The 21,665-nt window shown below is 42.9% G+C and carries 18 protein-coding genes; 12 read left to right on the forward strand and 6 right to left on the reverse strand.

Features of this window, described 5'->3' with window-relative positions; translation table 11 throughout:
* Entirely contained in the window at positions 1-2,955 is a 2,955-nt protein-coding gene (locus tag ACTJKG_RS24335; protein ID WP_440740638.1) for a tetratricopeptide repeat protein, read from the reverse strand.
* Between the two features lie 236 nt (positions 2,956-3,191).
* Between ACTJKG_RS24335 and ACTJKG_RS24340 the strand changes: the two genes are divergently transcribed.
* From ACTJKG_RS24340 to ACTJKG_RS24390, 11 genes are all read left to right on the forward strand, one after another.
* Entirely contained in the window at positions 3,192-3,425 is a 234-nt protein-coding gene (locus tag ACTJKG_RS24340) for an AtpZ/AtpI family protein (protein WP_172337748.1), read from the forward strand.
* Entirely contained in the window at positions 3,422-3,808 is a 387-nt protein-coding gene (locus tag ACTJKG_RS24345) for a hypothetical protein (protein WP_172337747.1), read from the forward strand. The genes ACTJKG_RS24340 and ACTJKG_RS24345 overlap by 4 nt, the downstream gene beginning before the upstream one ends.
* Positions 3,809-3,840: 32 nt before the next feature.
* Complete coding sequence (atpB, locus tag ACTJKG_RS24350) at positions 3,841-4,914, forward strand: F0F1 ATP synthase subunit A (protein WP_440740639.1); 1,074 nt, start codon at positions 3,841-3,843, stop codon at positions 4,912-4,914.
* 51 nt (positions 4,915-4,965) lie between these two features.
* Positions 4,966-5,202: an ATP synthase F0 subunit C gene (atpE, locus tag ACTJKG_RS24355; RefSeq protein WP_172337852.1), complete on the forward strand. Its 237-nt coding sequence runs from the start codon at positions 4,966-4,968 to the stop codon at positions 5,200-5,202.
* Between the two features lie 108 nt (positions 5,203-5,310).
* Complete coding sequence (locus ACTJKG_RS24360; protein ID WP_172337745.1) at positions 5,311-5,802, forward strand: F0F1 ATP synthase subunit B; 492 nt, start codon at positions 5,311-5,313, stop codon at positions 5,800-5,802.
* Between the two features lie 129 nt (positions 5,803-5,931).
* On the forward strand, positions 5,932-6,477 hold the full coding sequence (gene atpH, locus ACTJKG_RS24365) for an ATP synthase F1 subunit delta (protein ID WP_440740640.1): 546 nt from the start codon (positions 5,932-5,934) through the stop codon (positions 6,475-6,477).
* 34 nt (positions 6,478-6,511) lie between these two features.
* A complete protein-coding gene (gene atpA / locus ACTJKG_RS24370; protein WP_172337743.1) occupies positions 6,512-8,086 on the forward strand; it encodes a F0F1 ATP synthase subunit alpha in 1,575 nt (524 codons plus the stop codon).
* Positions 8,087-8,231: 145 nt separating this feature from the next.
* Positions 8,232-9,116: an ATP synthase F1 subunit gamma gene (gene atpG, locus ACTJKG_RS24375; RefSeq protein ID WP_172337742.1), complete on the forward strand. Its 885-nt coding sequence runs from the start codon at positions 8,232-8,234 to the stop codon at positions 9,114-9,116.
* A gap of 395 nt (positions 9,117-9,511) precedes the next feature.
* On the forward strand, positions 9,512-11,236 hold the full coding sequence (locus ACTJKG_RS24380; RefSeq protein WP_440740641.1) for a glycosyltransferase family 39 protein: 1,725 nt from the start codon (positions 9,512-9,514) through the stop codon (positions 11,234-11,236).
* Positions 11,237-11,247: 11 nt separating this feature from the next.
* Positions 11,248-12,276 carry a hypothetical protein gene (locus ACTJKG_RS24385; RefSeq protein ID WP_172337740.1) on the forward strand — a complete coding sequence of 343 codons (1,029 nt, stop codon included), beginning with the start codon at positions 11,248-11,250 and terminating at the stop codon, positions 12,274-12,276.
* 115 nt (positions 12,277-12,391) lie between these two features.
* The gene (locus tag ACTJKG_RS24390) at positions 12,392-13,117 is read left to right on the forward strand and encodes a DUF2490 domain-containing protein (RefSeq protein ID WP_440740642.1); all 726 of its coding nucleotides are present in this window, start codon (positions 12,392-12,394) and stop codon (positions 13,115-13,117) included.
* Between the two features lie 147 nt (positions 13,118-13,264).
* Here the strand turns inward: ACTJKG_RS24390 and ACTJKG_RS24395 are convergent, their stop codons facing one another.
* From ACTJKG_RS24395 to ACTJKG_RS24415, 5 genes are all read right to left on the reverse strand, one after another.
* Complete coding sequence (locus ACTJKG_RS24395) at positions 13,265-14,002, reverse strand: head GIN domain-containing protein (RefSeq protein WP_172337738.1); 738 nt, start codon at positions 14,000-14,002, stop codon at positions 13,265-13,267.
* Between the two features lie 190 nt (positions 14,003-14,192).
* Positions 14,193-15,866: a M1 family metallopeptidase gene (locus tag ACTJKG_RS24400; protein WP_440740643.1), complete on the reverse strand. Its 1,674-nt coding sequence runs from the start codon at positions 15,864-15,866 to the stop codon at positions 14,193-14,195.
* A gap of 22 nt (positions 15,867-15,888) precedes the next feature.
* Complete coding sequence (locus ACTJKG_RS24405; RefSeq protein WP_440740644.1) at positions 15,889-16,530, reverse strand: M949_RS01915 family surface polysaccharide biosynthesis protein; 642 nt, start codon at positions 16,528-16,530, stop codon at positions 15,889-15,891.
* A gap of 7 nt (positions 16,531-16,537) precedes the next feature.
* Entirely contained in the window at positions 16,538-18,217 is a 1,680-nt protein-coding gene (locus ACTJKG_RS24410) for a M1 family metallopeptidase (RefSeq protein ID WP_440740645.1), read from the reverse strand.
* Between the two features lie 156 nt (positions 18,218-18,373).
* Positions 18,374-20,233 (reverse strand): CocE/NonD family hydrolase, encoded by a 1,860-nt coding sequence (locus ACTJKG_RS24415; RefSeq protein WP_440740646.1) that lies wholly within the window; start codon positions 20,231-20,233, stop codon positions 18,374-18,376.
* Positions 20,234-20,362: 129 nt separating this feature from the next.
* Here ACTJKG_RS24415 and ACTJKG_RS24420 point away from each other — a divergent pair, with 129 nt between their 5' ends.
* Positions 20,363-21,361: a phosphotransferase enzyme family protein gene (locus tag ACTJKG_RS24420; protein ID WP_440740647.1), complete on the forward strand. Its 999-nt coding sequence runs from the start codon at positions 20,363-20,365 to the stop codon at positions 21,359-21,361.
* Positions 21,362-21,665: the final 304 nt, after the last annotated feature.

Raw genomic sequence — 21,665 nt, forward strand, 5'->3', positions numbered from 1 at the left:
TCAATAATTTTTCTGGTAATAGTCAATATAACTATCCACCGCTTTTTGATCGGCTAATTTATCCAGATTTTCCTTGGTAATGATAAAAAAACTGTATTTATCCTTAGGTACCTTCATAATATCGGGTAATACCGGGATAATGCTCTTGGCATATTTGCGGGCATCACTCAGGGAAAAAAACCTTCCGATATAAATGATCTGGTCATCCGGTCCGGCAGTCATAAGCTCGTGCTTAAAGCCATAGCCAAAAAAGCGTATGCGGTTAAATTGTCCTATACCAAAACGTGATGAGGCCAGATTAGTTGTACCCGAGGTTACATTTATAGCAAAATAGTAATGGGTGCTATCTCGCTTTGAAAATATGGAGGCAATGTTTTGTGCTACAATTACAGGCGGGGCTATTGTTGTAGTCACACTATCGGGGTTGGCCTGGTTGGCTTGCTGCAATACATAGGCAGGTTGTTGGATATGATTATCACTCAATTTGCCTTGTGGTGCAGTTAGCTGCGTGTTGATTTTTGTTGTAACTGAGGTCAGCCCATTCAGAGGCGCGTTAACCGGGTGGCGATATTCTGGTGCCTGTGGCGATGGAATATAGGTTTTTCGATACTCTGTTTGTTTTTGATAAGCCACTGGCGGGGTGAACGGGATCTCATTCGGATCTTCGTTATTAAGTACTATAGGTCGTGCGGCCACTTCGTCGATGTTGGCATGAATGTAAGCCAGGTGTTGCTGGGCCAACGGGGTTATCAATATGTCATCCGGGTATTTTGCAACTATTTCCTGCATATCAGTTAAAAATGGAGGCAGTTTTTCCTGGTGACCCGCAGCTATGGCCTTTAAGTAAAATAACTGTGCCGAGAAGCGATTGTCCGGATATCTTTTTAACAGATCCTCCGCGGCGCTAACCACCTGCGCGTATTGTTTTTGTTCATAAAGGTCATATACCTGGTTATAAAACACATTAAACCCGGCGTTGGCATCGTTTAGTTTTTTGCTGTACTCCGGATCAAGAATTATTTTGGCAAATGCGGTTTGCGGGTAGTCCTTCAGGATAAGGTTTTTATACATGTCGGATTTGGTCGCGTCGATATCCGTATATAAACGGTACAGATTATAATATATAGCGGGTTTATCCGGATTGTTCGGAAAGCGGGCCAGCATTTTCTCAAAGGCTGCTATGGCCTCTTTTTTATCTTCCAGCACATCGCGATACAGGTTGCCCAGGTCGAGATAAGCATTGTAGATCCGGATATTGGACTGACTGATCAGATCGGGCGTTAATGGCAGATCGTGAATGAGCTGTTGTTTGTACTCCACGTTTCTGACCGAATCGGCAGCTTTACCCGTAAGGCCCGCGAGTTTGTCGGTAGTGGTATTAGGGCCTGTGGTAGGACCGGCGTTGGTAGGCATGCCCGCGTTTGAGCGTTTACTACGGCGCCAGTTATCTTCCAGTTTACGGTTGCCCCATTGGCGCTTAAAGGCAGTATAGCCCTGGCTTACCGCGTTGGTGTTATAAAAATAGAATGAACTCACTATGTTTTGCCCATTTTGCCCATTCTGTCGGTTCTGCCCATTTTGCAGCATCTGCGCGTCTGGGTTACTTAACGTAAAACTGTTACTAAATGGATCGCCGTTATTGGCGCTGGCTGCTGCTGCCGCGGCTTCTGCCGCCGCTGCTTTTTCTTTGGCGGCTTTACGGGCAACCATCGCGTCAATATGCGTCATTCGCGTTTTTTCATCGAGCCCAGCCAGCATCTGCAGGGTATCTTCCCGGGCTATGGTTTGCAGCAGACCTGTGAGTATTTGCAGGTTGTTGCTCTTTTTAACAATAAGCTGATAACCGGGATAGCTGGGCGACAGATCATTAAGCGTGCTGTCGTAATATAATTTAGCACCCTCGTAATCAGCTTTGTTTTTAAAGTCGATATCGGCAATGCGTAAATAAGATACGCCCCGTTGGTTTTGGTTTTTGGTGCTATGGCGTATAGAGAGCTTGTAGTTTTTGACGGCATTATCAATATCGCCTGTGGCATAGTATTGCTGCCCGATGTGGTAATATATCTGGTCAAAAAAGTCAATGTTGTCGTGGTTCTTCAATAATTTACGCAACTGGTCTATCTTGCTTATCTTAATACCATCGCGGTTATCCTGTATCCTGATGCGATTTAAATTGGCGTTGAAGGCCATCTCAAACGATGCGTTGCTTTGCACAATACGGGTGTAACTATTGTAAGCCTCGGCGGGTTTTAGGTTAAGCTCCTGCAGTTGGGCCAAAATAAAGATCCAGCGCAGCTTTAGCCTGCTTACCGAACAAAATTCTATAGCCTGCTTGGCATCTTCCTCGGCTTCGGCATAATTTTGCGTGTTGATGTTGTACTGCATGCGGGTAGCATATACATCGGCCGTGAAACTTTTGCCAGGTTTTTTGGGGTTGATGTTTTGTACAGCCGAATCAATAACGAGCTTGGCTTTGGGGAGATTATTGAGATATAAAAGCGAGCGCCCTTCCCAAACCATGGCTTCCTGGGCCAATGGGAAATTATTTCCGAATGAACGTACTACGTAGCTAAAATATTCCACCGCGTCAAAATAGCTGCCCTCCAAAAAGCGGGCTTTGCCCAAAACCAGGTAGGCATTGCCAATGTAATGGCTTTGCTCTTTAATATTGATGATGGTATTGGCTTTGGTAATGGCCAATTCCATATCCTTATCCGGCGAACCACTCTGGCTGGTAGTATCGGGATAGACATTCAATAATTCGGTATAGGCATCAGGGAAGGAGGCTGCATAACTTTCCTGCTTGCGCCGTAGCAATTCATTGGCATTGAATAGTATATTATAATGCGCGGTGAGATTTTGCATAGAGCGGTTAAGACCGCTTTGCTTTTCGAGCGAGCACCCCGCGATAATAATGATAAGGGCAAACAGTAAAAAATTACTGTTTTTGTACATGGAAGATATAGGTAGTTGCCTCAAAATAAGTTGTTGGTTTTAAAAGCATCGCTAAAATACTAAACATTATACGATTTCGGATTTAGGATGTTCGATTTTAACCGTTGTTAGTTTTTGATGATACCGATAATTTCAGGTGTTAGATCTCAGAATGTCGTAACTCAGATTCATTATTCTGTTAATTCTTTAATTCCGATAATTCTGGTGCAGACCACCAGCTTTTTATAAATTTGCACATGGCTAAAAAAGAACAGCAGGACGATGAATCCGGAATTGGTAAAGAGATGAACAGCTATGCCAAATTCAGCGGTGTGGCTTTTCAGATGATAGCCGTTATTGGTCTGTTTGCTTTTGCAGGCTATAAAATTGATGAGTCCATGGCGCACCAGGTAAAATGGGTAACAGCTGTGCTATCGCTTATCGGGGTATTTATTGCATTGTATATTGTTATCAGATCTGTAAAAAGTTGAAAGTACTACCTACTGTATTATCCTACTTATCGTTTATTATTATCATAGCGGCGCCCCCATTGGTATTGCCGCACCTCGGCTACGGTAACTTACTCACGCCAAAGTTTTGGCTTATGTTTTTTTTCTTTTCGGCGCTTACCTTTTTAACGGTAATTGCTATCCTGATGGTGGCCAAAATCAATAAAGAAATGTATGCACAGGCGTTTTTGGCCGCTACAACGGTTAAACTGTTGGCTTGTATGTTTTTCGTTCTGATTTTTCTGTTAAAAAACAAGGTAAACAAGTACGTTTTTGTGGCCGATTTTTTTTATATATATTTCTTAAATATGGGTTTTGAAATTTATGGTTTGTTACGTAACTTGCGCAACCAAAAAATAAGGTAGAAAACTTCATCTAGATGAATAATAGCTCGATTTTGAACTCAAAAATATTTAAACCATTACTGATTTCCGCGCTTTTTTTGCTTTTCTGTGTTAAGCCAACATTATCTTTTTCACAAGAAAAGGCTGCTGAAGCAAGCGAAAAACGATTTGATCCTAAAGAGTTGGTATTTGAACATATCGGCGACTCTCACTCCTGGCCGGTATCTGTACCGTTTATGAGCGAGCATTTTGTTGCTTTGCCAATTATTCTGTACACAGATAAGGGTCTGGAGATTTTTTCTTCTGAAAAATTAGGCTTTCATCATGGCGAGGGTCACGAAGCCCCGGTTTACAAAGGCGAACATTACAGCTATAAACTGGAAGGTAAAAAGGTAGTTGCTGTTAACGAAACAGGCGAAATTAACAAAGAAGCCAAGGTATATGATTTTTCTATCACCCGTAATGTGATCAGCATGTGGATGGGGATGATCGTATTATTGATCATATTTTTCGCTGTGGCATCAGCTTATAAAAAACGTTCTGGTAGGGCTCCAAAAGGTTTGCAGTCATTACTGGAGCCGGTGATACTTTTTGTAAGAGACGATGTGGCTATACCTAATATAGGTGTGAAGTATGCTAAATACATGCCTTTACTGTTAACCATCTTCTTCTTTATCTTGATCAATAACTTATTAGGTTTGGTTCCTTTCTTCCCGGGAGGTTTTAACTTAACTGGTAATATTGCGGTAACATTGGTATTGTCTTTTATTGTTCTGATCGTTATTAACTTTAGCGGTAACAAATATTACTGGAAACACATTTTTGCGCCGGGTATTCCATTGTGGTTATATCCTATCATGGTTCCGGTTGAGATCATCGGTATTATTTCAAAGCCATTTGCGTTGATGATCCGTTTGTTCGCCAACATTACAGCCGGTCACATCATTGTATTAAGCTTAATATCTTTAATATTTATCTTTAAAACCGCATGGATGTCGACAGTTTCTGTTCCGTTCGTGGTGTTTATGGATTGTATTGAATTGCTTGTAGCGTTTTTGCAGGCCTTTATTTTCACGATGCTTACATCCCTGTTTATCGGGATGGCTGTTGAAGAGCATCACCATTAATCTGAATTAATTATAATTATATACACGTTAAATTATCAAACAATGATTGGAATGATTGGAACAATTGCACAAGCAGCCGCTGCTTCTGGCCTTGAAAAACTTGGTGCAGTTGGTGCAGGTTTAGCTGTTATCGGCGCAGGTATTGGTATCGGTCAAATCGGTGGTAAAGCCGTTGAAGGTATCGCCCGTCAGCCAGAAGCTGCCTCAAAAATTCAAACTAACATGATCATCGCTGCGGCCCTTGTAGAAGGTGTTGCTTTGTTTGCTGTGGTAGTTGCTTTGCTCTAATATTTATTAGAGAAAAAGAAAAAGAACAACCCGGGGCGATTGGCTCCGGGCTTGTTTTAATCTGCTGAAAAAAGAATAAACATATAAAGTAAATATCTATACAGAATTATGGAATTAGTTACACCCGATCTTGGTTTGGTTGTCTGGACGACATTATCATTTTTGATCCTGTTATTCATATTAGGAAAATTTGCCTGGAAACCTATTTTAGGAGCCCTTAATGATCGTGAACGTTTTATTGAAGATTCATTGTCAAAAGCCGAAGCTGCTAAAGATGAAATGGCCCGTTTAACCAACGAGAATGAGTCGTTACTGAAACAAGCCCGTGCCGAGCGCGATCAGATCCTGTCTGACGCCCGCAAAGTTAAGGAGCAAATGATAGCTGATGCTAAAGAGCTTGCCCACAAAGAAGGTGCACGTATGATTGAATTGGCCCGTGTGGAAATCAACAATCAGAAATCAATAGCTATGGCTGATGTTAAAAATCAGGTAGCTACACTGTCATTACAAATTGCTGAGAAAGTATTACGCAAGCAATTTGAAGATCACCAGAAACAAGACGAACTGGTAAGCCAACTATTAAAAGAAGTGAAATTATAGTGATTTCGAATTTCGGAATTGTTATTTCGGATTTTTGAAATTGTTATAATTTATATAAAGAGTGAATTTGAATTTATCCATCGGGCAGAAATCCGAAATCGAAAATCCCAATTCCCAAATAAAAAAGATATGTCAGAATTAACAGTAGGAACCAGGTACGCCAAATCATTGATTGACCTTGCACAGGAACAAGATATTGTTGATGTGATCAAGGCCGATATGGATCTGTTTTTACATACCCTTAAGGCAAGCCCCGAACTTAAAGCTGTTTTAAGTAACCCGATCATCGCCCACATCAAAAAAATAAAGATACTGGACGAGGTATTCGCGGGAAAGGTGAACAAGGCTACTATCGCGTTTTTTAAACTGATGGTTAATAAAGGCCGTGGTGAGGTTTTATATACTACCGCGCTTGAATACATTAACCTGTATAATATCAAGAGGCATATCACCAAAGCAAAAGTTGCTTCGGCCACCGAGCTTTCTGCAGCTAACAAACAAACGCTGGTTGCCGAATTGCAAAAGACAATTGGCGGCACAGTAGAACTGGAAGCTAAAGTTGACCCATCACTGATTGGTGGCTTTGTGCTAACCGTTGGCGACAGGCAGGTAGATACCAGCATTGCAGCCAGCCTGAGAAAATTAAAGAAAGAATTTGCCGAACAGGCAGTTTAATATTAACACTAAAACTCTAAATAAATTTTAAACAATGGTAGAGGTAAGACCAGACGAAGTATCGGCAATTTTGCGTCAGCAATTGGCAGGCTTCAAGTCAGAATCTGAATTAGAAGAAGTGGGTACTGTACTCCAGGTGGGTGACGGTATTGCACGCGTTTATGGATTGACAAAAGTACAATCAGGAGAGCTTGTAGAATTTGGCACAGGATTGCAAGGTATCGTGCTTAACCTTGAAGAAGATAACGTGGGTGTGGTATTGTTAGGTAAATCTGACGATATTAAGGAAGGTGATACCGTAAAACGTACCAACCGTATCGCGTCTATCAACGTAGGTGAAGGTATGTTAGGTCGTGTTGTGGATACCCTGGGTAACCCAATTGACGGTAAAGGCCCAATCACTGGTCAAACTTACGAGATGCCATTGGAGCGTAAAGCACCTGGTGTAATCTATCGTCAGCCGGTAACTGAGCCTCTGCAAACTGGTATCAAAGCTATCGACGCGATGATCCCTATCGGCCGCGGACAACGTGAGCTGGTAATCGGTGACCGCCAGACTGGTAAAACCGCTGTTTGTATCGATACCATCATCAACCAAAAAGAATTTTATGATGCCGGTCAGCCGGTTATCTGTATATATGTAGCTTGCGGTCAAAAAGCAAGTACAGTAGCTAACATTGTACGTACACTGGAAGAAAATGGTGCTATGCCATACTCTATCATTGTAGCTGCAAACGCTTCAGATTCTGCAACAATGCAGTTCTTTGCTCCGTTTGCTGGTGCTGCTATCGGCGAGTACTTCCGTGATACCGGAAGACCAGCTTTGATCATCTATGATGATTTATCAAAACAGGCTGTTGCTTACCGTGAGGTATCGTTGTTATTACGTCGTCCACCGGGCCGTGAGGCTTACCCGGGTGACGTATTTTACCTGCACAGCCGTTTATTAGAGCGTGCCGCTAAAATCAACGCTAACGATTCTATCGCGCAGCAAATGAACGATCTTCCTGAGTCTATCAGGGGTATCGTAAAAGGTGGTGGTTCATTAACCGCTTTACCTATCATCGAAACACAAGCTGGTGACGTATCTGCTTATATCCCAACCAACGTAATTTCTATTACAGATGGTCAGATATTCCTGGAATCAAATCTGTTTAACGCGGGTGTTCGTCCGGCTATTAACGTAGGTATCTCGGTATCACGTGTGGGTGGTAACGCGCAGATCAAATCCATGAAAAAAGTAGCCGGTACCTTGAAACTGGATCAGGCTCAATACCGCGAATTAGAAGCATTCTCTAAATTCGGTTCGGATTTGGACGCTTCAACCAAAACGGTACTGGACAAAGGTGTGCGTAACGTAGAGGTATTGAAACAAGGTCAGTTCTCTCCTGTATCTGTTGAAAAACAGGTTGCTATCATCTATTTAGGTACTAAAAACCTGATGCGTAGTGTACCTGTAAAAGATATCAGGAAATTTGAAGCTGAGTTTACCAGCCAGTTAGAAGCTCGTCACCCAGAAACATTAGCTGCACTTAAAGCAGGTAAATTCGACGATCAGATCACCGGCGTATTAGAAACTGTAGCCAAAGAACTGGCAAGTAACTATTAATTAGTAGTATCAAGTAGTTAGTATCAGGTATCAAGTACTTTTGAAAATTTGATACTAACTGCTTGATAAAAAATATAGGTACCATTAGTAAGCGTGTTCAGGTACAAAAATCTTGATACTCGATACTTGATACTAAAAAAGAAGAATGGCTAATTTAAAAGAAGTAAGAAACAGGATAACATCTGTATCATCAACCCAGCAGATCACCAAGGCCATGAAAATGGTTTCGGCGGCTAAGTTGAAACGTGCTACAAATGCTATTGTACAATTGCGCCCTTATGCCAATAAGCTAAAGGAATTACTGGCTAACTTATCTGCAAGTTTAGAGGATGGCTCATCACCTTATTTGCAGGAGCGCGAGCCCGTGCGTGTATTGGTGGTTGTAGTAACCTCAAACCGTGGCTTGGCCGGTGCCTTTAACACCAACGCGATAAAAACAGCTAACAATCTTATTGCCGAAAAATACAGCAAGCAATTGCAGGCCGGTAATGTTTCGATAGTGGCTATCGGTAAAAAAAGCCAGGAGTATTATGAGCGTCGTAAGTACAACGTAATTGGTAACAATAACGATCTGTACAATGAGCTTAACTTTGAAAATACTTCCAAAATTACCGAAAGCATTATGGCAGGTTTTGTTAATGGCAAGTATGACCGTGTTGAGCTGGTGTATAACCACTTCCGTAACGCCGCTGTACAGTATTTAATTGCCGAGCAACTGTTGCCAGTGCCAAAACCTGAGAAAAAGGACGAGGTAAAAGCAGCTAATGTTGATTATATCCTGGAACCTTCGCAAGAAGAAATTGTGGAGCAACTGATACCTAAAAATATCAAGATCCAGTTATACCGTGCTGTGTTAGACTCTAACGCATCTGAACATGGTGCCCGTATGACCGCTATGGATAAGGCTACCGAAAACGCAGGCGAATTGTTAAAAGCCCTTAAGCTTTCCTACAACCAAGCCCGCCAGGCAGCCATCACCACCGAGCTTACCGAAATTGTGAGCGGTGCCGCGGCTTTATCTGCACAATAATAGTTTATAAAAGAGTTTATAGTAAAAAGGCCTTCTTGTTTAAGAAGGCCTTTTTTTGTTGCCTGTAAATTTCTCTTTCGCCTTACCCGCTCATTTGAATTAACGTGAGTTCGATATAAGAAAACCTCCATGTCATTTCGACAAACAGCGACGGACAAAGTGATGGGGTGAGGAGAAATCTTTTACTCAATGCCTTTTAAATCAGTGTATCGCAAAAGATTTCTCCTCGTACCTCGTTTGAAATGACATTTTTTTATTGGTATTGCGCTACATTTCTTATATCGAACTCACGTTTAATTATGAAGAATACATGTATTTTACTTAATCATGATTACTAACATTTTAAGGCTTATATCTTTTATCATACCTTTGCCAATTCAATTTTCAGGATATTAATGCAGGAAAGTAATTTAAATAACACGCAGGCCCCGGTAAACTATAACCGCCCCGTTATTTATTTTTTATTGCTTTGGACGGCATTGAATGTATTGCAAGCCGCTACCCTGGAGATACACGCCGACGAGGCCTATTACTGGATGTACTCGCGGTTTTTGGATTGGGGTTATTATGATCACCCGCCCATGGTGGCCCTGTTCATCAAAGCCGGCTACAGCCTCATGCATAATGAATTTGGTTTGCGGCTGTTCACCGTACTCAGCAGTTCGATATCATTATACCTGATATGGCTGATGCTGAAAAAATACAAGGTAAGCGCCAAAGCCTTTATCCTGGTAATACCCGGGATATTTGTTTTCCATATCTACGGCTTTACCACCACTCCCGATGTGCCGCTGTTATTATTTACTACCCTGTTTTTCTTTTTCTACCAGCAGTATGCCGAAAGGGATAGCTGGCCGCTCGCGCTGATACTGGCACTAATTGTTGCAGGCTTGCTCTACAGCAAGTATCATGGTGTTTTGGTTGTAGGATTTACGCTGCTATCAAACCTGAAGTTATTAAAACGGCCATCATTCTGGGGTATTGTAATATTAGCTGTGGCTTTTTACGCACCTCATATTTTGTGGCAGGTTAACCATGATTATCCATCCATCAAATACCATCTTTCCGAACGTTCGGCCGAAACTTACGATTTTTCCTACTCCTATCAGTACCCTTTAGGGCAACTGGTGATGGCCGGACCGCTCATCGGTTGGTTTTTATTTTATAAAAGCTTTACCGTACGTATTAAAGATACCTTTATGCGCACCCTGCTGGTGAACAGTATAGGCATATTGCTTTTCTTTTTCCTCACCTCATTTAAAGGCGAGGTACAATTGCACTGGACACTTATTGTATATGTGCCTATATGTATGCTGGTGCTTATTCATTTCGCGCAAAGCGGCTGGCCTACATGGTTCAATCGCCTGGCTATAGTCAATATGGCTTTGATCGTAACGCTTAGGTTGCTGATTGTATGGGGGCCTTCATTTATAATGGAAGTTGGGGCTATCAGAAGCTTTTTCGGTTTTAAGGACTGGGCCAAAACTGTACGCGATAAGGCTGGCGATAATTATGTGATATTTTGTGAAGGCTTTCAGAATCCGTCGAAATATAATTTTTATAACAATACGGTCAAGGGACTCAATTACGATGCGCGCTATTACCGCCGTACCCAATATGATATATGGCCCATTGATGATAGTATACAACATAAAAAGGCATACCTGGTGATGGAAGATCGTATACCAGGAGTAACTCCCGATACCATTAAAACGCCGGTTGGCAACTGGTATGCCGGTTGGGTAAATAATGTGCGTACCTACCAGAAAATTGATTTCAAACCTTCGTCGTATAAGGTAACCGCGTCGCCGGGACAGCGGCTCACCTTTGACCTGTCGTTTAAAAATACCTATAGCTTTCCCATTAATTTTGGAAATGGACCTGGCGAGCCGCCTGTTTATTTGGAGGCCTGCTTTTTTGAAAATTCAGATCTGGTCAATACGCAGAAAGCCAGCGACAGCTTTTATCATATTGCCTTGCAGCCAGGACAAACCACACCATATAAATTTACACTTACGGCGCCCCTTAAAAAGGGGCGCTATGATCTGCTATTTTCGTTACGCACCGAGCCCTTTGCCGGAGGACGAAACAGCGGTATGATCACTTTTACTGTTAAATAAATCATCACCCCATGTTTAAAAAACTATACTTAGTTGCAATTATTATCTTCATAGGCAGTACCGCTGCCCGGGCACAAAATAGCCTCGACATCCATTTTAACGGGATGGGTTTTCTTGATAACCGCGAGTATAAACCTTTTACAGAGCGGTCACACACCTACTCTGGTGTGCGTACCGAGCTTGATCTGGGCTTGAATATCGATAGCGTACATCATTTTGTGGTAGGTGCCAACGCTCTGCATGATTTTGGCGGACAGTCTTATTTTGCAAAGGTTAACCCTGTGGCTTACTATAGCTATACCGGCAAAAGCTGGTTGTTTAACGCCGGTGCTTTCCCGCGCGAAGGCTTGCTTGACGATTATCCCCGTGCTTTGCTGAACGATACCCTGCGTTATTATCGCCCCAACGTAGAAGGCTTATTGGCCCGCTATCATAACGAGCACTTTACCGAAACCGGCTGGATTGACTGGGTGAGCCACCAAACCGATACCCAACGTGAGGAGTTCCTGTTTGGCTTTTCGGGTAAATACCGCCCATCACTTTTTGGCCCTTTTTATGTATCGCATTACTTTTTATTGTTGCATGATGCTGGTCCCGGTGTGCCTATCCCCAATGATCATATCCAGGACAATGGCGGTGGCCAGATCCGTTTAGGTTTAGATTTCAGTCATAAAACCTTTTTAGATTCGTTATCAGTAGAAGCAGGCGGCATGATGTCGTTTGAGCGAGTTCGTGGGGTTGATGGTTTTCAAAAACCAGCAGGCTTTATAGCCAACGCTTATTTTGGCTGGCATCAGTTTGCTTTGTATGATGAATTTTATAAAGGCCAGGGCAGCCACATTATGTACGGCGATTCGTTTTATCAGTTCAAAACCTATAACCGTTTGGATATTATTTATACCGCGTTTTTAGCTAACAGGATAAAAGGGCAGTTTATTTTGAGCCTTCACCAGGTACCAGGGTTTCAGATGAGTAATCAGGAAGCCTTTAGGGTAACGTTTGATTTGGGCAGGAAGGTTCTGGCCAGATTCAAGGATTAAAGAGAAAGAAATTAACCTTAGTTAGGTATCAAGTAGCTAGTATCAAGTATCAAGACCGAAGTAAAATCTTGATACTAGCTACTTGATACTAATTTTAACACAAATCACATATACTATGCAATTAAAGCACAAATTACTGGTTCTGTTGGTGTGCCTGTTTATAGCACCTGCAAGGCTATTGGCACAAGAGAATCAATTTTCGGGCTGGGCAGCCTGGTTTCACAGCCAACGCCTGTCTGAACACTGGGGCTATTCGTTCGACGGACAATTTCGCTCGCATGACGATCTGAGCTATTTAAAACACACCCTGTTGCGCCCTTCGGCCAACTATTACTTTGCCAATAACAAGGTAGCCGCTTTGGGTTATGCCTACATCGCTACTAACGGCCGTACCGCTGATGGTAGCAAAACCTTCAGGCCTGAACACCGGATATGGCAGCAGTACACTTACTCGCACAAGTTGGGTAAACACATTGCCGTAGCACACCGTTTCCGTTTGGAGCAACGCTTTTTGGGGCAAACTGCCAATAACAAAAACGACGATTACTTTGCCCAGCGTTTCCGGTATTTTGTAAGAGGAATAATTCCGTTTAAGAATGATTCGGCGGTATTTGCCAAAGGTCCCTTTCTGGCCTTGCAGAACGAAATATTTTTTAATGTTCAGAACAAAAACAGGGTAAACAAACATTTCTTTGATCAAAACCGGGCATACGTTGCACTGGGCTACCGCGTGAGCAAAATGTTTGATGTGGAGGCCGGTTATTTAAACCAATACATTAACCTGGCCGAAGCCTATACGCTGAACCACGTGGCTCAGATAGCTTTTTATACGAGGTTTTAAAGCCTCATCCTGCCCTCTCCAAAGGTGAGGGTTCTTTACTTGAATATTGGCAAAAAAAGAGCGATAGCATTAATGCTATCGCTCTTTTTTAATTTTTAAACTCCGTGCTAATCAGAAATTCTCTCCTTTGGAGAGGGCAGGGTGAGGTTACAGTCTTGAAATATCGCCGCTGCCTGCTTTGGAGCTGCTGATATTTTTGGCGCCGCCGGTATAGCGAATATCGCCCGAGCCACTTACAGAGGCATCAACTTTATTGCTGGCATTTACGGTGGCATCGCCAGAGCCTGCTACACGTACCGCGGTGCTTACGGTTACCAGATCGCGGGCCTTAAAATCACCAGAGCCAACTACGCTTACGCTGGAGTCATCGGCACGGCCCGACAGGCTCATATCACCAGAACCTGATATTCTGCTTTCCAATTTCTTCACATTCACTTTGCCCTGTATATCGCCCGATCCGGTGATGTTTAATTTTAAGGAGTTGGTGCTGATACCATCTTTAAAAAAGATATCGCCCGATCCGGTTACCGAAACGCCATTCAGGTCCTTCGCGGTTACATAGATCACCATTTTTTTATTGCCGAAGCTCCAGTTATTCCAGTTGGAATCTTTTTTACTGTGTATTTTTAATACGCCATCTTCTACTTCGGTAACAATACGATCGATAACGTTAGCCGGTGCTTCCACCTTTACCGACTCTGTAGAGCCCTGGGTAATATAAACATCAAAAGAACCAGCCAGGTCAATAGCCCTGAATCCTGATAAATGACGATCCTGTGTACTTTGTTGTATGGTTTTAACAGTAGTAACAGGTGCAGCATAAGTATAGCCGGTAGTGCCTGTTGCTAAAGCTGCAAGTAGTAATAGTTTGGTTAGTGATTTCATGGTTAACGTTAATTATTTGTTTATAAGACGCAACATGCGCCGATTGGTTGCACTGTTTTTGAAATAAATAAGCTTTTACAACTTATTTGTCATCCTGAGGAACGCATGATCTATTATAGATCATGCATTTCCACTAACAGATCCTTCGCTATCGCGCAGGATGACAAACAATATTTTAACCTAATACAACTTAATTACGTGCTACCCCTATGTAATAATTAAAAGTATCTACTTCGATATTATCTTCGGTAGCACCCTCCAGTTTTAGTGGCGTTAAGCTGGTTGTAGGGGTAATGAATTTGTAATCGCCCCCCTTTACTTTAACCTTTACCGGCATGTTGAACTTCTTGCTGCTTACATTTATCCAGCGGCAAAGTATTCTGCCTTTGATGCTCACAAACTCCAGGATAGGAATGTTTTTATAATGCAGGTACTGATCGAATATAGGTGCCAGGTTCATGCCGCTTTGTGTGGTGATATAATCAACCACCTGGTCGTAAGTAACGGTTTGATGGTAGAACGTTTTGTTGAGCCCGCGCAGAATATTGCGCCATTTTTCATCGTCGTTAATCACAGTGCGGATCATGTTGAGCAGGTTGCCGCCTTTATAATACATATCGCCAGATCCCTCGCGGTTTACGCCGTATGGGCCAACAATGGGCCTGTCATTTTGTATAGCCAAACGGGTGCCATGTACATATTCCTGCCCGGCCTGTTTTCCGTAATAGGTTTCTATAAATAACGATTCGGAGTAATTGGTAAAACTCTCATGGATCCACATATCGGCTACGTCTTTGGAGGTGATGTTGTTACCAAACCACTCGTGCCCGCTCTCGTGAACCACAATAAAATCCCATTTTAAACCCCAGCCCGTACCCGAAAGGTCGCGACCGAGGTAACCATTCTGATAATGATTGCCGTAGGCGGTACCGCTTTGGTGTTCCATGCCCAGATGCGGGGTTTCTACCAGTTTATAACCATCCTCATAAAACGGATAAGGGCCAAACCAGTACTCAAATGATTTGAGCATTCTGGTAGCATTTTCATTCCATTGTTTTTTAGCCTTGTTCAGGTTATAGCTTAGCGGCCAGTAGTCCGTGGTCAGTTTACCTTTTTCTCCTTGATAAACGCCATCGTAGTGTACATAATCGCCAATGTTGGCTTCAATATCATAGTTGTTGATGGGATTGGCTACAAACCAGTCAAACCGGGTATAGCCATCTTTTAATTTGGTTACCTTACGTAAACGGCCGTTTGATACGTCTTTTAAACCTTTAGGTACACTGATGCTGATGAGGGCACTGTCCACCTCGTCATACTGATGATCTTTAGTAGGCCACCAGATGCTGGCGCCAATACCCTGGCAGGCAGTAGCCACCCATGGTTTGCCTAAAGAGTCGGTGGTATATACGATGCCGCCATCCCAGGGAGCGTGTTTGGCAATGGTAGGGTTACCGGAGTAAAATACGGTAAACTCATCGGCGGTGCCTTTGGTGATGGTTTGCGGGAAAGTGATAAACACGGCGTTAAATTCGCGGGTATAAGGCAGCTCCTGACCTTTATAAACTACCTTGTCTATTTTGAGATTCGCAAACAGATCGAATTGGAGTTTGGTAAAATCCTGGGTGGCTGTAAACTTAAACTGGTTACTGCCGCTGATATATTTTTGATCGATATCAAACTTCACATCCAAGTGGTAGTAATTGATATCGTAACAAGTGCGTAGCGGTGTTAAACTGCCGCGCAGGCTATCGGCACGGGTAAAAGTTTCGCGGTTTGCACCAAGTTGGGCACGGACAGGTAGAGTAAACGCGGTCAGCATCAAGACAGCCGACGCGATGTTATATAAATATTTTGTTTTCATGTTGAATTACTGTGCGTATAAATTAATCAACTCGCGGGCCCCAGATATTCCTTCTCCAAAGCTCCTGGGCATATTTTCTGAATAGCTCGGGACCTGTTTTGAAAGCCTCATCAAAAGTATATTTGCCGCCATCATAATCGCCAGGGCCCACTTTAACTTTGTTTTGCCCTCTTATGGCATATTTGTTACCGCCCTCATGCATAATGATCTTCATTTCGCCGGGGCTGATATCACCGGCGCATAATGTTTTGTACATCAGCCATACTTCGGCCTTACCATTCCTGTCCAGGTCGGTAACCGCAAATGACCCCGGAATATATATCGCTTCCAGGTCGACCTGGCAATCCTTCACAAAATCAACCATTTGCCAGTTTAGCTGCAGGCTGCCAGTGCTTTTTACAGTGTATTGATAAGCATAAAGTGCCGCATCGCGTCCATTGCCGTCTTCGCTGTCACCTCTGGGGTCGGTTATTCCTGTTTCGGTGGTGATTAGTAAATGCTCACCTTCGTTGTCTGTAAAGCGTACCGCGTTAACAATATCTCCTTTATATTTAATTGACGCGGGTATCGATCTTTTATTAAGCTTAACCACGCTGACCTGTGCCATAGCCATTTGCACTGCAGATAAAAATATCAGCAAGGCCATGATTTTGATGTAATGCATGCTCATACTAATCTTTCAGGATACCGATATAGTAGTTAAATGTATCAACTTCAATATTATCAATAGAGGCACCTTCAATAGCAACCGGGCTAAAGCGGGTGGTAGGCGTAATAAATTGATATTCGCCGCCTTTAACCCTTACCAATACAGGCATGGTAAAGCCAGTGGCATCAGCTATCCAACGACTAAGCAGTTTGCCATCCCTTATAGCAAACTCCAGTGTAGGCAGGTTTTTATAATGCAGGTACTGATCAAACACAGGCAATAGTTTTTTACCCGATTGTTCGGTGATGTAGTTTACTACCTGGTCATAAGTCACTGTTTGATGATAAAAAGTTTTGTTGAGGCCACGCAATATCCCTCGCCATTTTTCATCATCGTTGATGATAGTGCGCACCATATTAAGTAATACCGCGCCTTTGGGATACATATCGCCGGAGCCTTCTTTATTTACATTGTAAACTCCTACAATAGGGCTGTCATTACTGATGCCCGACCGAAGGCCTTTATTGTATTCCTGGCCGGCTTTTTTGCCCCAGTTGTTTTCAATGAATAATGACTCGGAATAGCAGGTAAAGCTTTCGTGGATCCACATATCGGCCAGGTCTTTACCGGTGATGTTGTTGCCAAACCACTCGTGCCCGCTTTCATGAACGATGATATAATCCCATTTAAGTCCCCAGCCGGTGCTTGACATGTCATAACCCAGATAGCCATTCAAATAGTGGTTGCCATAAGCGGTGGCGCTCTGGTGCTCCATACCTAAATGCGGCGTTTCTACCAGTTTGTAGCCATCCTCGTAAAAAGGGTAAGGGCCAAACCAGTGTTCAAAAGCTTTGAGCATGGGTTTCACGTTTTCGGTAAATTGTTTTTTGGCTTTGGCCAGGCTGGCGGGCAATACCCAGTAATCTAAAGTGAGTTTGCCTTTTTCGCCATCATAAGTATCGCTGAAGTGGGTATAATCGCCAATATTGGCGGTCACATCGTAATTGTTAATAGGATTGGCCACAAACCAGTCAAACCGGGTATAGCCATCTTTAAGCGGGGTAACTTTACGCAGCCTTCCGTTGGATACATCTTTTAATCCTTTAGGCACGCTGATGCTGATCATCATACTGTCAACCTCATCGCTCAGGTGATCTTTATTGGGCCACCAGATGCTGGCGCCAATGCCCTCGCAAGCCGTAGCCACCCAGGGTTTGCCCAGGGAGTCTTTTTTAAATACCAGGCCACCATCCCAGGGAGCGTTAACCGCTACAGTTGGTTTACCCGAATAGTACACGGTGAACTCATCCTTGCTGCCTTTGGCAATCGGTTGCGGGAAGGTAACAAAAACGGCATTAGCCTCGCGGGTATAAGGCAGGGTTTTACCTTTATACACCACTTTATCTACATTCAGATTAGCAAACAGATCGAACTGTAGTTTGGCGAAATCTTCTGTGGCCGTAAATTTAAATTGATTGCTGCCGCTGATAAATCTTTGATCGATATTAACCTTAACATCCAGATGGTAATAGTTAATATCATAGCAGGAACGTAGAGGTGAGAGACTGCCGCGCAGTGTATCTGCATGCGTATACTTTTCTTTTTCCTGTAAAAGCTGGGCTTTGGTAATAGCCGGGAGACATAATAAAATTGCCCCCACTATAAACTGAAAATTCAGTTTAATAAATGATGAGTTGTTCATTGTAACGGATCAGTCAATGTTTAAATGAACCTAAATCTACAAATATCTTATGATTAAGTATATTTTTAGAGATAAGTTGACTTTAAATTCACCCTAAAAGGGGGGCGTTTTAATAAAAAAGCCCCTCTCCGTAAGGAGAAGGGCTGGGATAGTGTTTTATTTCAATACTTGCACATCAATAAAACTATCGTTATAAACAGTTTCGGTGGCTTTGATGTAATCGCTTTCGTCGGCCTTGTAAGGGTTTTCCACAAATTTTTGCGGGTTACGTGCTATGATCGGGAACCAGGTGCTTTGTACCTGGATCATGATGCGGTGACCTTTTTTAAAGGTATGCAACACATCCTGCAGGCGGAAGTTAACATCCGTTTTTTGATTAGCTACCAAAGCCTCTGGTTTCTCGAAGCTATTGCGGAAACGTGCTGGCATCACTTCCGAGCGTACCATTTGCCAGTAATTGCTCAGGATGATATTCTTGTTGGGCATGTACGGGTTGTTGGGCTCATCGGCAGGGTACACGTCAATCAGTTTTACGATGAAATCGGCATCGGTACCGGTGGTGGCTATTTTGAGATGCGCCATGATCTCGCCGCCAAGGGTTACATCGTCATTCAATACGTCGGTCTGGTAAACCAGCACATCCGTGCGCCTGCCGGCAAAACGCTGATCCTCGCTCATATAGTTGTGCGGGGTAAAGCCCATAGTGGTAGTATTATCTTCGGTATAAGGAACCGGTTTCAATGGATCGCTCACAAATGATACCGAGCCTGCTGTGCCTGGTTGCGCATCAGCCAGTTTACCATCGGCACCTAAATACATTTTTTGGTGAACCGCGTTTGGAGCCGGCCATTTATCAAAAGTGGCCCATTCTTTTTTGCCGGTATTGTACATATAGGCATTTGGCAGACCAGAGTTTTTATCGCCATTACCCTTCAGGAAATGGTTAAAGAATTTGGCCTCGATATTTTTCTGATAAAAAGTAGCTATGCTATCGCCAAAGTAAACGTTGCTGTGCATGGTGTGCCCGGTTTCGCGCGACCAGCGGCCATGCCCGAACGGACCCATCACAATGGTATTATAAGCATTGGGATCGGTTTTGTTGATGGTTTTGTAAATAGCCAGGGGACCGGTCAAATCCTCCGCATCAAACCAGCCACCTACCAGCATTACCGCAGGTTTTACTTTACCAAAGTGTTTTAACAAGCCACGTTTTTGCCAGAATTCGTCATAATTTGGGTGGTTGACGGTTTCCTGCCAGAAGAAATTATCATGGTAAAATTTATCGGCATTTTTTAGCGGACCCATATCCAGCAGATATTGGTAGCCGTCTTTGCTATTAGGCTTAAGCATGGTGTACCAGGGTTTGCTGGTGGTATCGGTTTTTTGAACACCAAAAACCGGGAAGGTGAAAAAGTAACCTTCAATAAAAGCACCGTTATGATGAAAATCGTCAAAAAAGAAATCAGATATAGGAGCTTGTGGTGACGAAGCTTTGAGGGCCGGATGGTTTGACAGGATACCTGCCGCGGTGTAAAAACCCGGATAGGAGATACCATACTGACCGACTTTGCCATTATTGCCGGCTACATTTTTAACCAGCCAGTCAATAGTGTCATAAGTATCAGAACCTTCGTCAACATCGGTTTTGCTTTTTTTGTTATCAATAACCGGGGTCATGTTGGTCCAGGTGCCTTCGCTTTTCCAGCGACCGCGTACATCCTGGTATACAAAAATATAGCCCTCTTTCATGGTGATTTCCGACGGGCCCAAACGTGCCGGGTATTTATCCTCGCCGTATGGCGCCACGCTGTAACAGGTACGCTGCATCAGGATAGGATACTTGTTTTTGGCCGAAGCATCTTTGGGTGTGTAAATGGAGGTGAAAAGCTTTTTACCGTCGCGCATGGTGATGTACACGTCTTTTTTGGTAAAATGTTCTTTCACATAATCGCTTTGAGCAAAAGCGTTAATGCTGCACATCAATAACAGTGCAAAAAGTGAGTAAACTTTTTTCATGAGATCAGTCAAATTAAACGCCTAATTTAGCAAGTAAATCGTTAATTCAATTTATTGTTGCATCATTGTTGCAATAAATTTAAATAAAAGCTGGTTACTATCTCTTTTTTATAATTATCAACCTCTGCCATGACACCATTTCCCGCCCAGTATTCCACATTATCGGCCCTTGCCTTAAAAGATTATATAACGGCGGCGTATGGTATAAACCTGGTAAGCTGCAAGTATTTACTGCGTGGCGTAAGCGATACCTATGTTTTAACCGCCGCTGATGCCCGGTATATTTTAAAAATTTATCGCGACCAGCACCGTTCACTAAGCGAGATACAGGGCGAAGTGGAATTGCTGAATATGCTGAAAGAGTATGGGGCAAAAGTATCGTACCCACTGGTTGATATTTTTGGTGGGCAGATACAAAAGTTTGATGCCGCCGAAGGCACCCGTTATGGCATTGTACTTTCCTACGCGCAAGGTAAACCCGTATTGGATCTTGATGATGAACAACTAAAAACCGTTGGCCGCGAAATGGCCGCGGTTCATAACATCACCGCGGTGGTGAAGCTAAACTATGCCAGAAAAGCTTATACTACGGATACCACGCTAACCGTTCCTTTGAACGTTCTGGAACCGGCTTTTGCCGATCTTCCGGATGAGTACAATTATTTAAAGGAGACAGCCACGCGGGTAATTCAAAAGCTGGATACGTTTGATACGGAAAAATTTAGCTATGGCTATTGCCAGTATGATTTTTTGCCGAAGAATTTTCATTTTGACGACAAGGGCCAGATCACCTTTTTTGATTTCGACTTTGCGGGGCAGGGCCATCTGGCAAACGATCTGATGTCGTTTTTTGTGCATTTTTTTATGCATGTATTTACGGGTAAGCTGACCGACGAAGAAGCCGACCGTATGTACCAGGTTTTTATAGCAGCTTACCGCGAAGTGAGGCCGGTATCAGTTGAGGAGATCAATGCCATTCCATACCTGGGCGTAGGCTTCTGGATATTTTACCTGGGCTTTCAGTACGAAAACTTCGACGATTGGTCGAACCTGTTTTTCGGTCCTAAATTTATAAAGGACAGGGTAGCGCTGATCAAAGTGTGGGTAGATAAGTATTGCGAATTTTAAGCATGATAAAATATATCTTTAGGGTCAACAACTATGAGGAAATTTACCTTAGCTCAATTGGAAATACGGCGTTTGGATGGGTTAGATATTTTATTGCTGTTGCTTTATGCGGCTTTGGTTGCTTTAACATATAGTTTAAAAACACAGCTTCGATCTTATTTTTTGTTAGAGTTGATCACCTGTACCTTTTGCACGGAGCTAATTATTCTTTTACCCATTGGCCTTAGATTAAGGAGTGTATACTTCTCTATGGTATGGTTGTTATTAAGTTTGCTATTTATGTTCAATATACATTCAATAGCTT

Source organism: Mucilaginibacter sp. 22184, assembly GCF_052045695.1.
Taxonomy (GTDB): Bacteria; Bacteroidota; Bacteroidia; order Sphingobacteriales; family Sphingobacteriaceae; genus Mucilaginibacter.

Excerpts from the sequence above, each read along its gene's own strand:
- ACTJKG_RS24335 (WP_440740638.1), bottom strand. The coding sequence starts at position 2,955 with ATGTACAAAAACAGTAATTTTTTACTGTTTGCCCTTATCATTATTATC.
- ACTJKG_RS24340 (WP_172337748.1), top strand. The coding sequence starts at position 3,192 with ATGGCTAAAAAAGAACAGCAGGACGATGAATCCGGAATTGGTAAAGAG.
- atpE (WP_172337852.1), top strand. The coding sequence starts at position 4,966 with ATGATTGGAACAATTGCACAAGCAGCCGCTGCTTCTGGCCTTGAAAAA.
- ACTJKG_RS24360 (WP_172337745.1), top strand. The coding sequence starts at position 5,311 with ATGGAATTAGTTACACCCGATCTTGGTTTGGTTGTCTGGACGACATTA.
- atpH (WP_440740640.1), top strand. The coding sequence starts at position 5,932 with ATGTCAGAATTAACAGTAGGAACCAGGTACGCCAAATCATTGATTGAC.
- atpA (WP_172337743.1), top strand. The coding sequence starts at position 6,512 with ATGGTAGAGGTAAGACCAGACGAAGTATCGGCAATTTTGCGTCAGCAA.
- atpG (WP_172337742.1), top strand. The coding sequence starts at position 8,232 with ATGGCTAATTTAAAAGAAGTAAGAAACAGGATAACATCTGTATCATCA.
- ACTJKG_RS24380 (WP_440740641.1), top strand. The coding sequence starts at position 9,512 with ATGCAGGAAAGTAATTTAAATAACACGCAGGCCCCGGTAAACTATAAC.
- ACTJKG_RS24385 (WP_172337740.1), top strand. The coding sequence starts at position 11,248 with ATGTTTAAAAAACTATACTTAGTTGCAATTATTATCTTCATAGGCAGT.
- ACTJKG_RS24390 (WP_440740642.1), top strand. The coding sequence starts at position 12,392 with ATGCAATTAAAGCACAAATTACTGGTTCTGTTGGTGTGCCTGTTTATA.
- ACTJKG_RS24395 (WP_172337738.1), bottom strand. The coding sequence starts at position 14,002 with ATGAAATCACTAACCAAACTATTACTACTTGCAGCTTTAGCAACAGGC.
- ACTJKG_RS24400 (WP_440740643.1), bottom strand. The coding sequence starts at position 15,866 with ATGAAAACAAAATATTTATATAACATCGCGTCGGCTGTCTTGATGCTG.
- ACTJKG_RS24405 (WP_440740644.1), bottom strand. The coding sequence starts at position 16,530 with ATGCATTACATCAAAATCATGGCCTTGCTGATATTTTTATCTGCAGTG.
- ACTJKG_RS24410 (WP_440740645.1), bottom strand. The coding sequence starts at position 18,217 with ATGAACAACTCATCATTTATTAAACTGAATTTTCAGTTTATAGTGGGG.
- ACTJKG_RS24415 (WP_440740646.1), bottom strand. The coding sequence starts at position 20,233 with ATGAAAAAAGTTTACTCACTTTTTGCACTGTTATTGATGTGCAGCATT.
- ACTJKG_RS24420 (WP_440740647.1), top strand. The coding sequence starts at position 20,363 with ATGACACCATTTCCCGCCCAGTATTCCACATTATCGGCCCTTGCCTTA.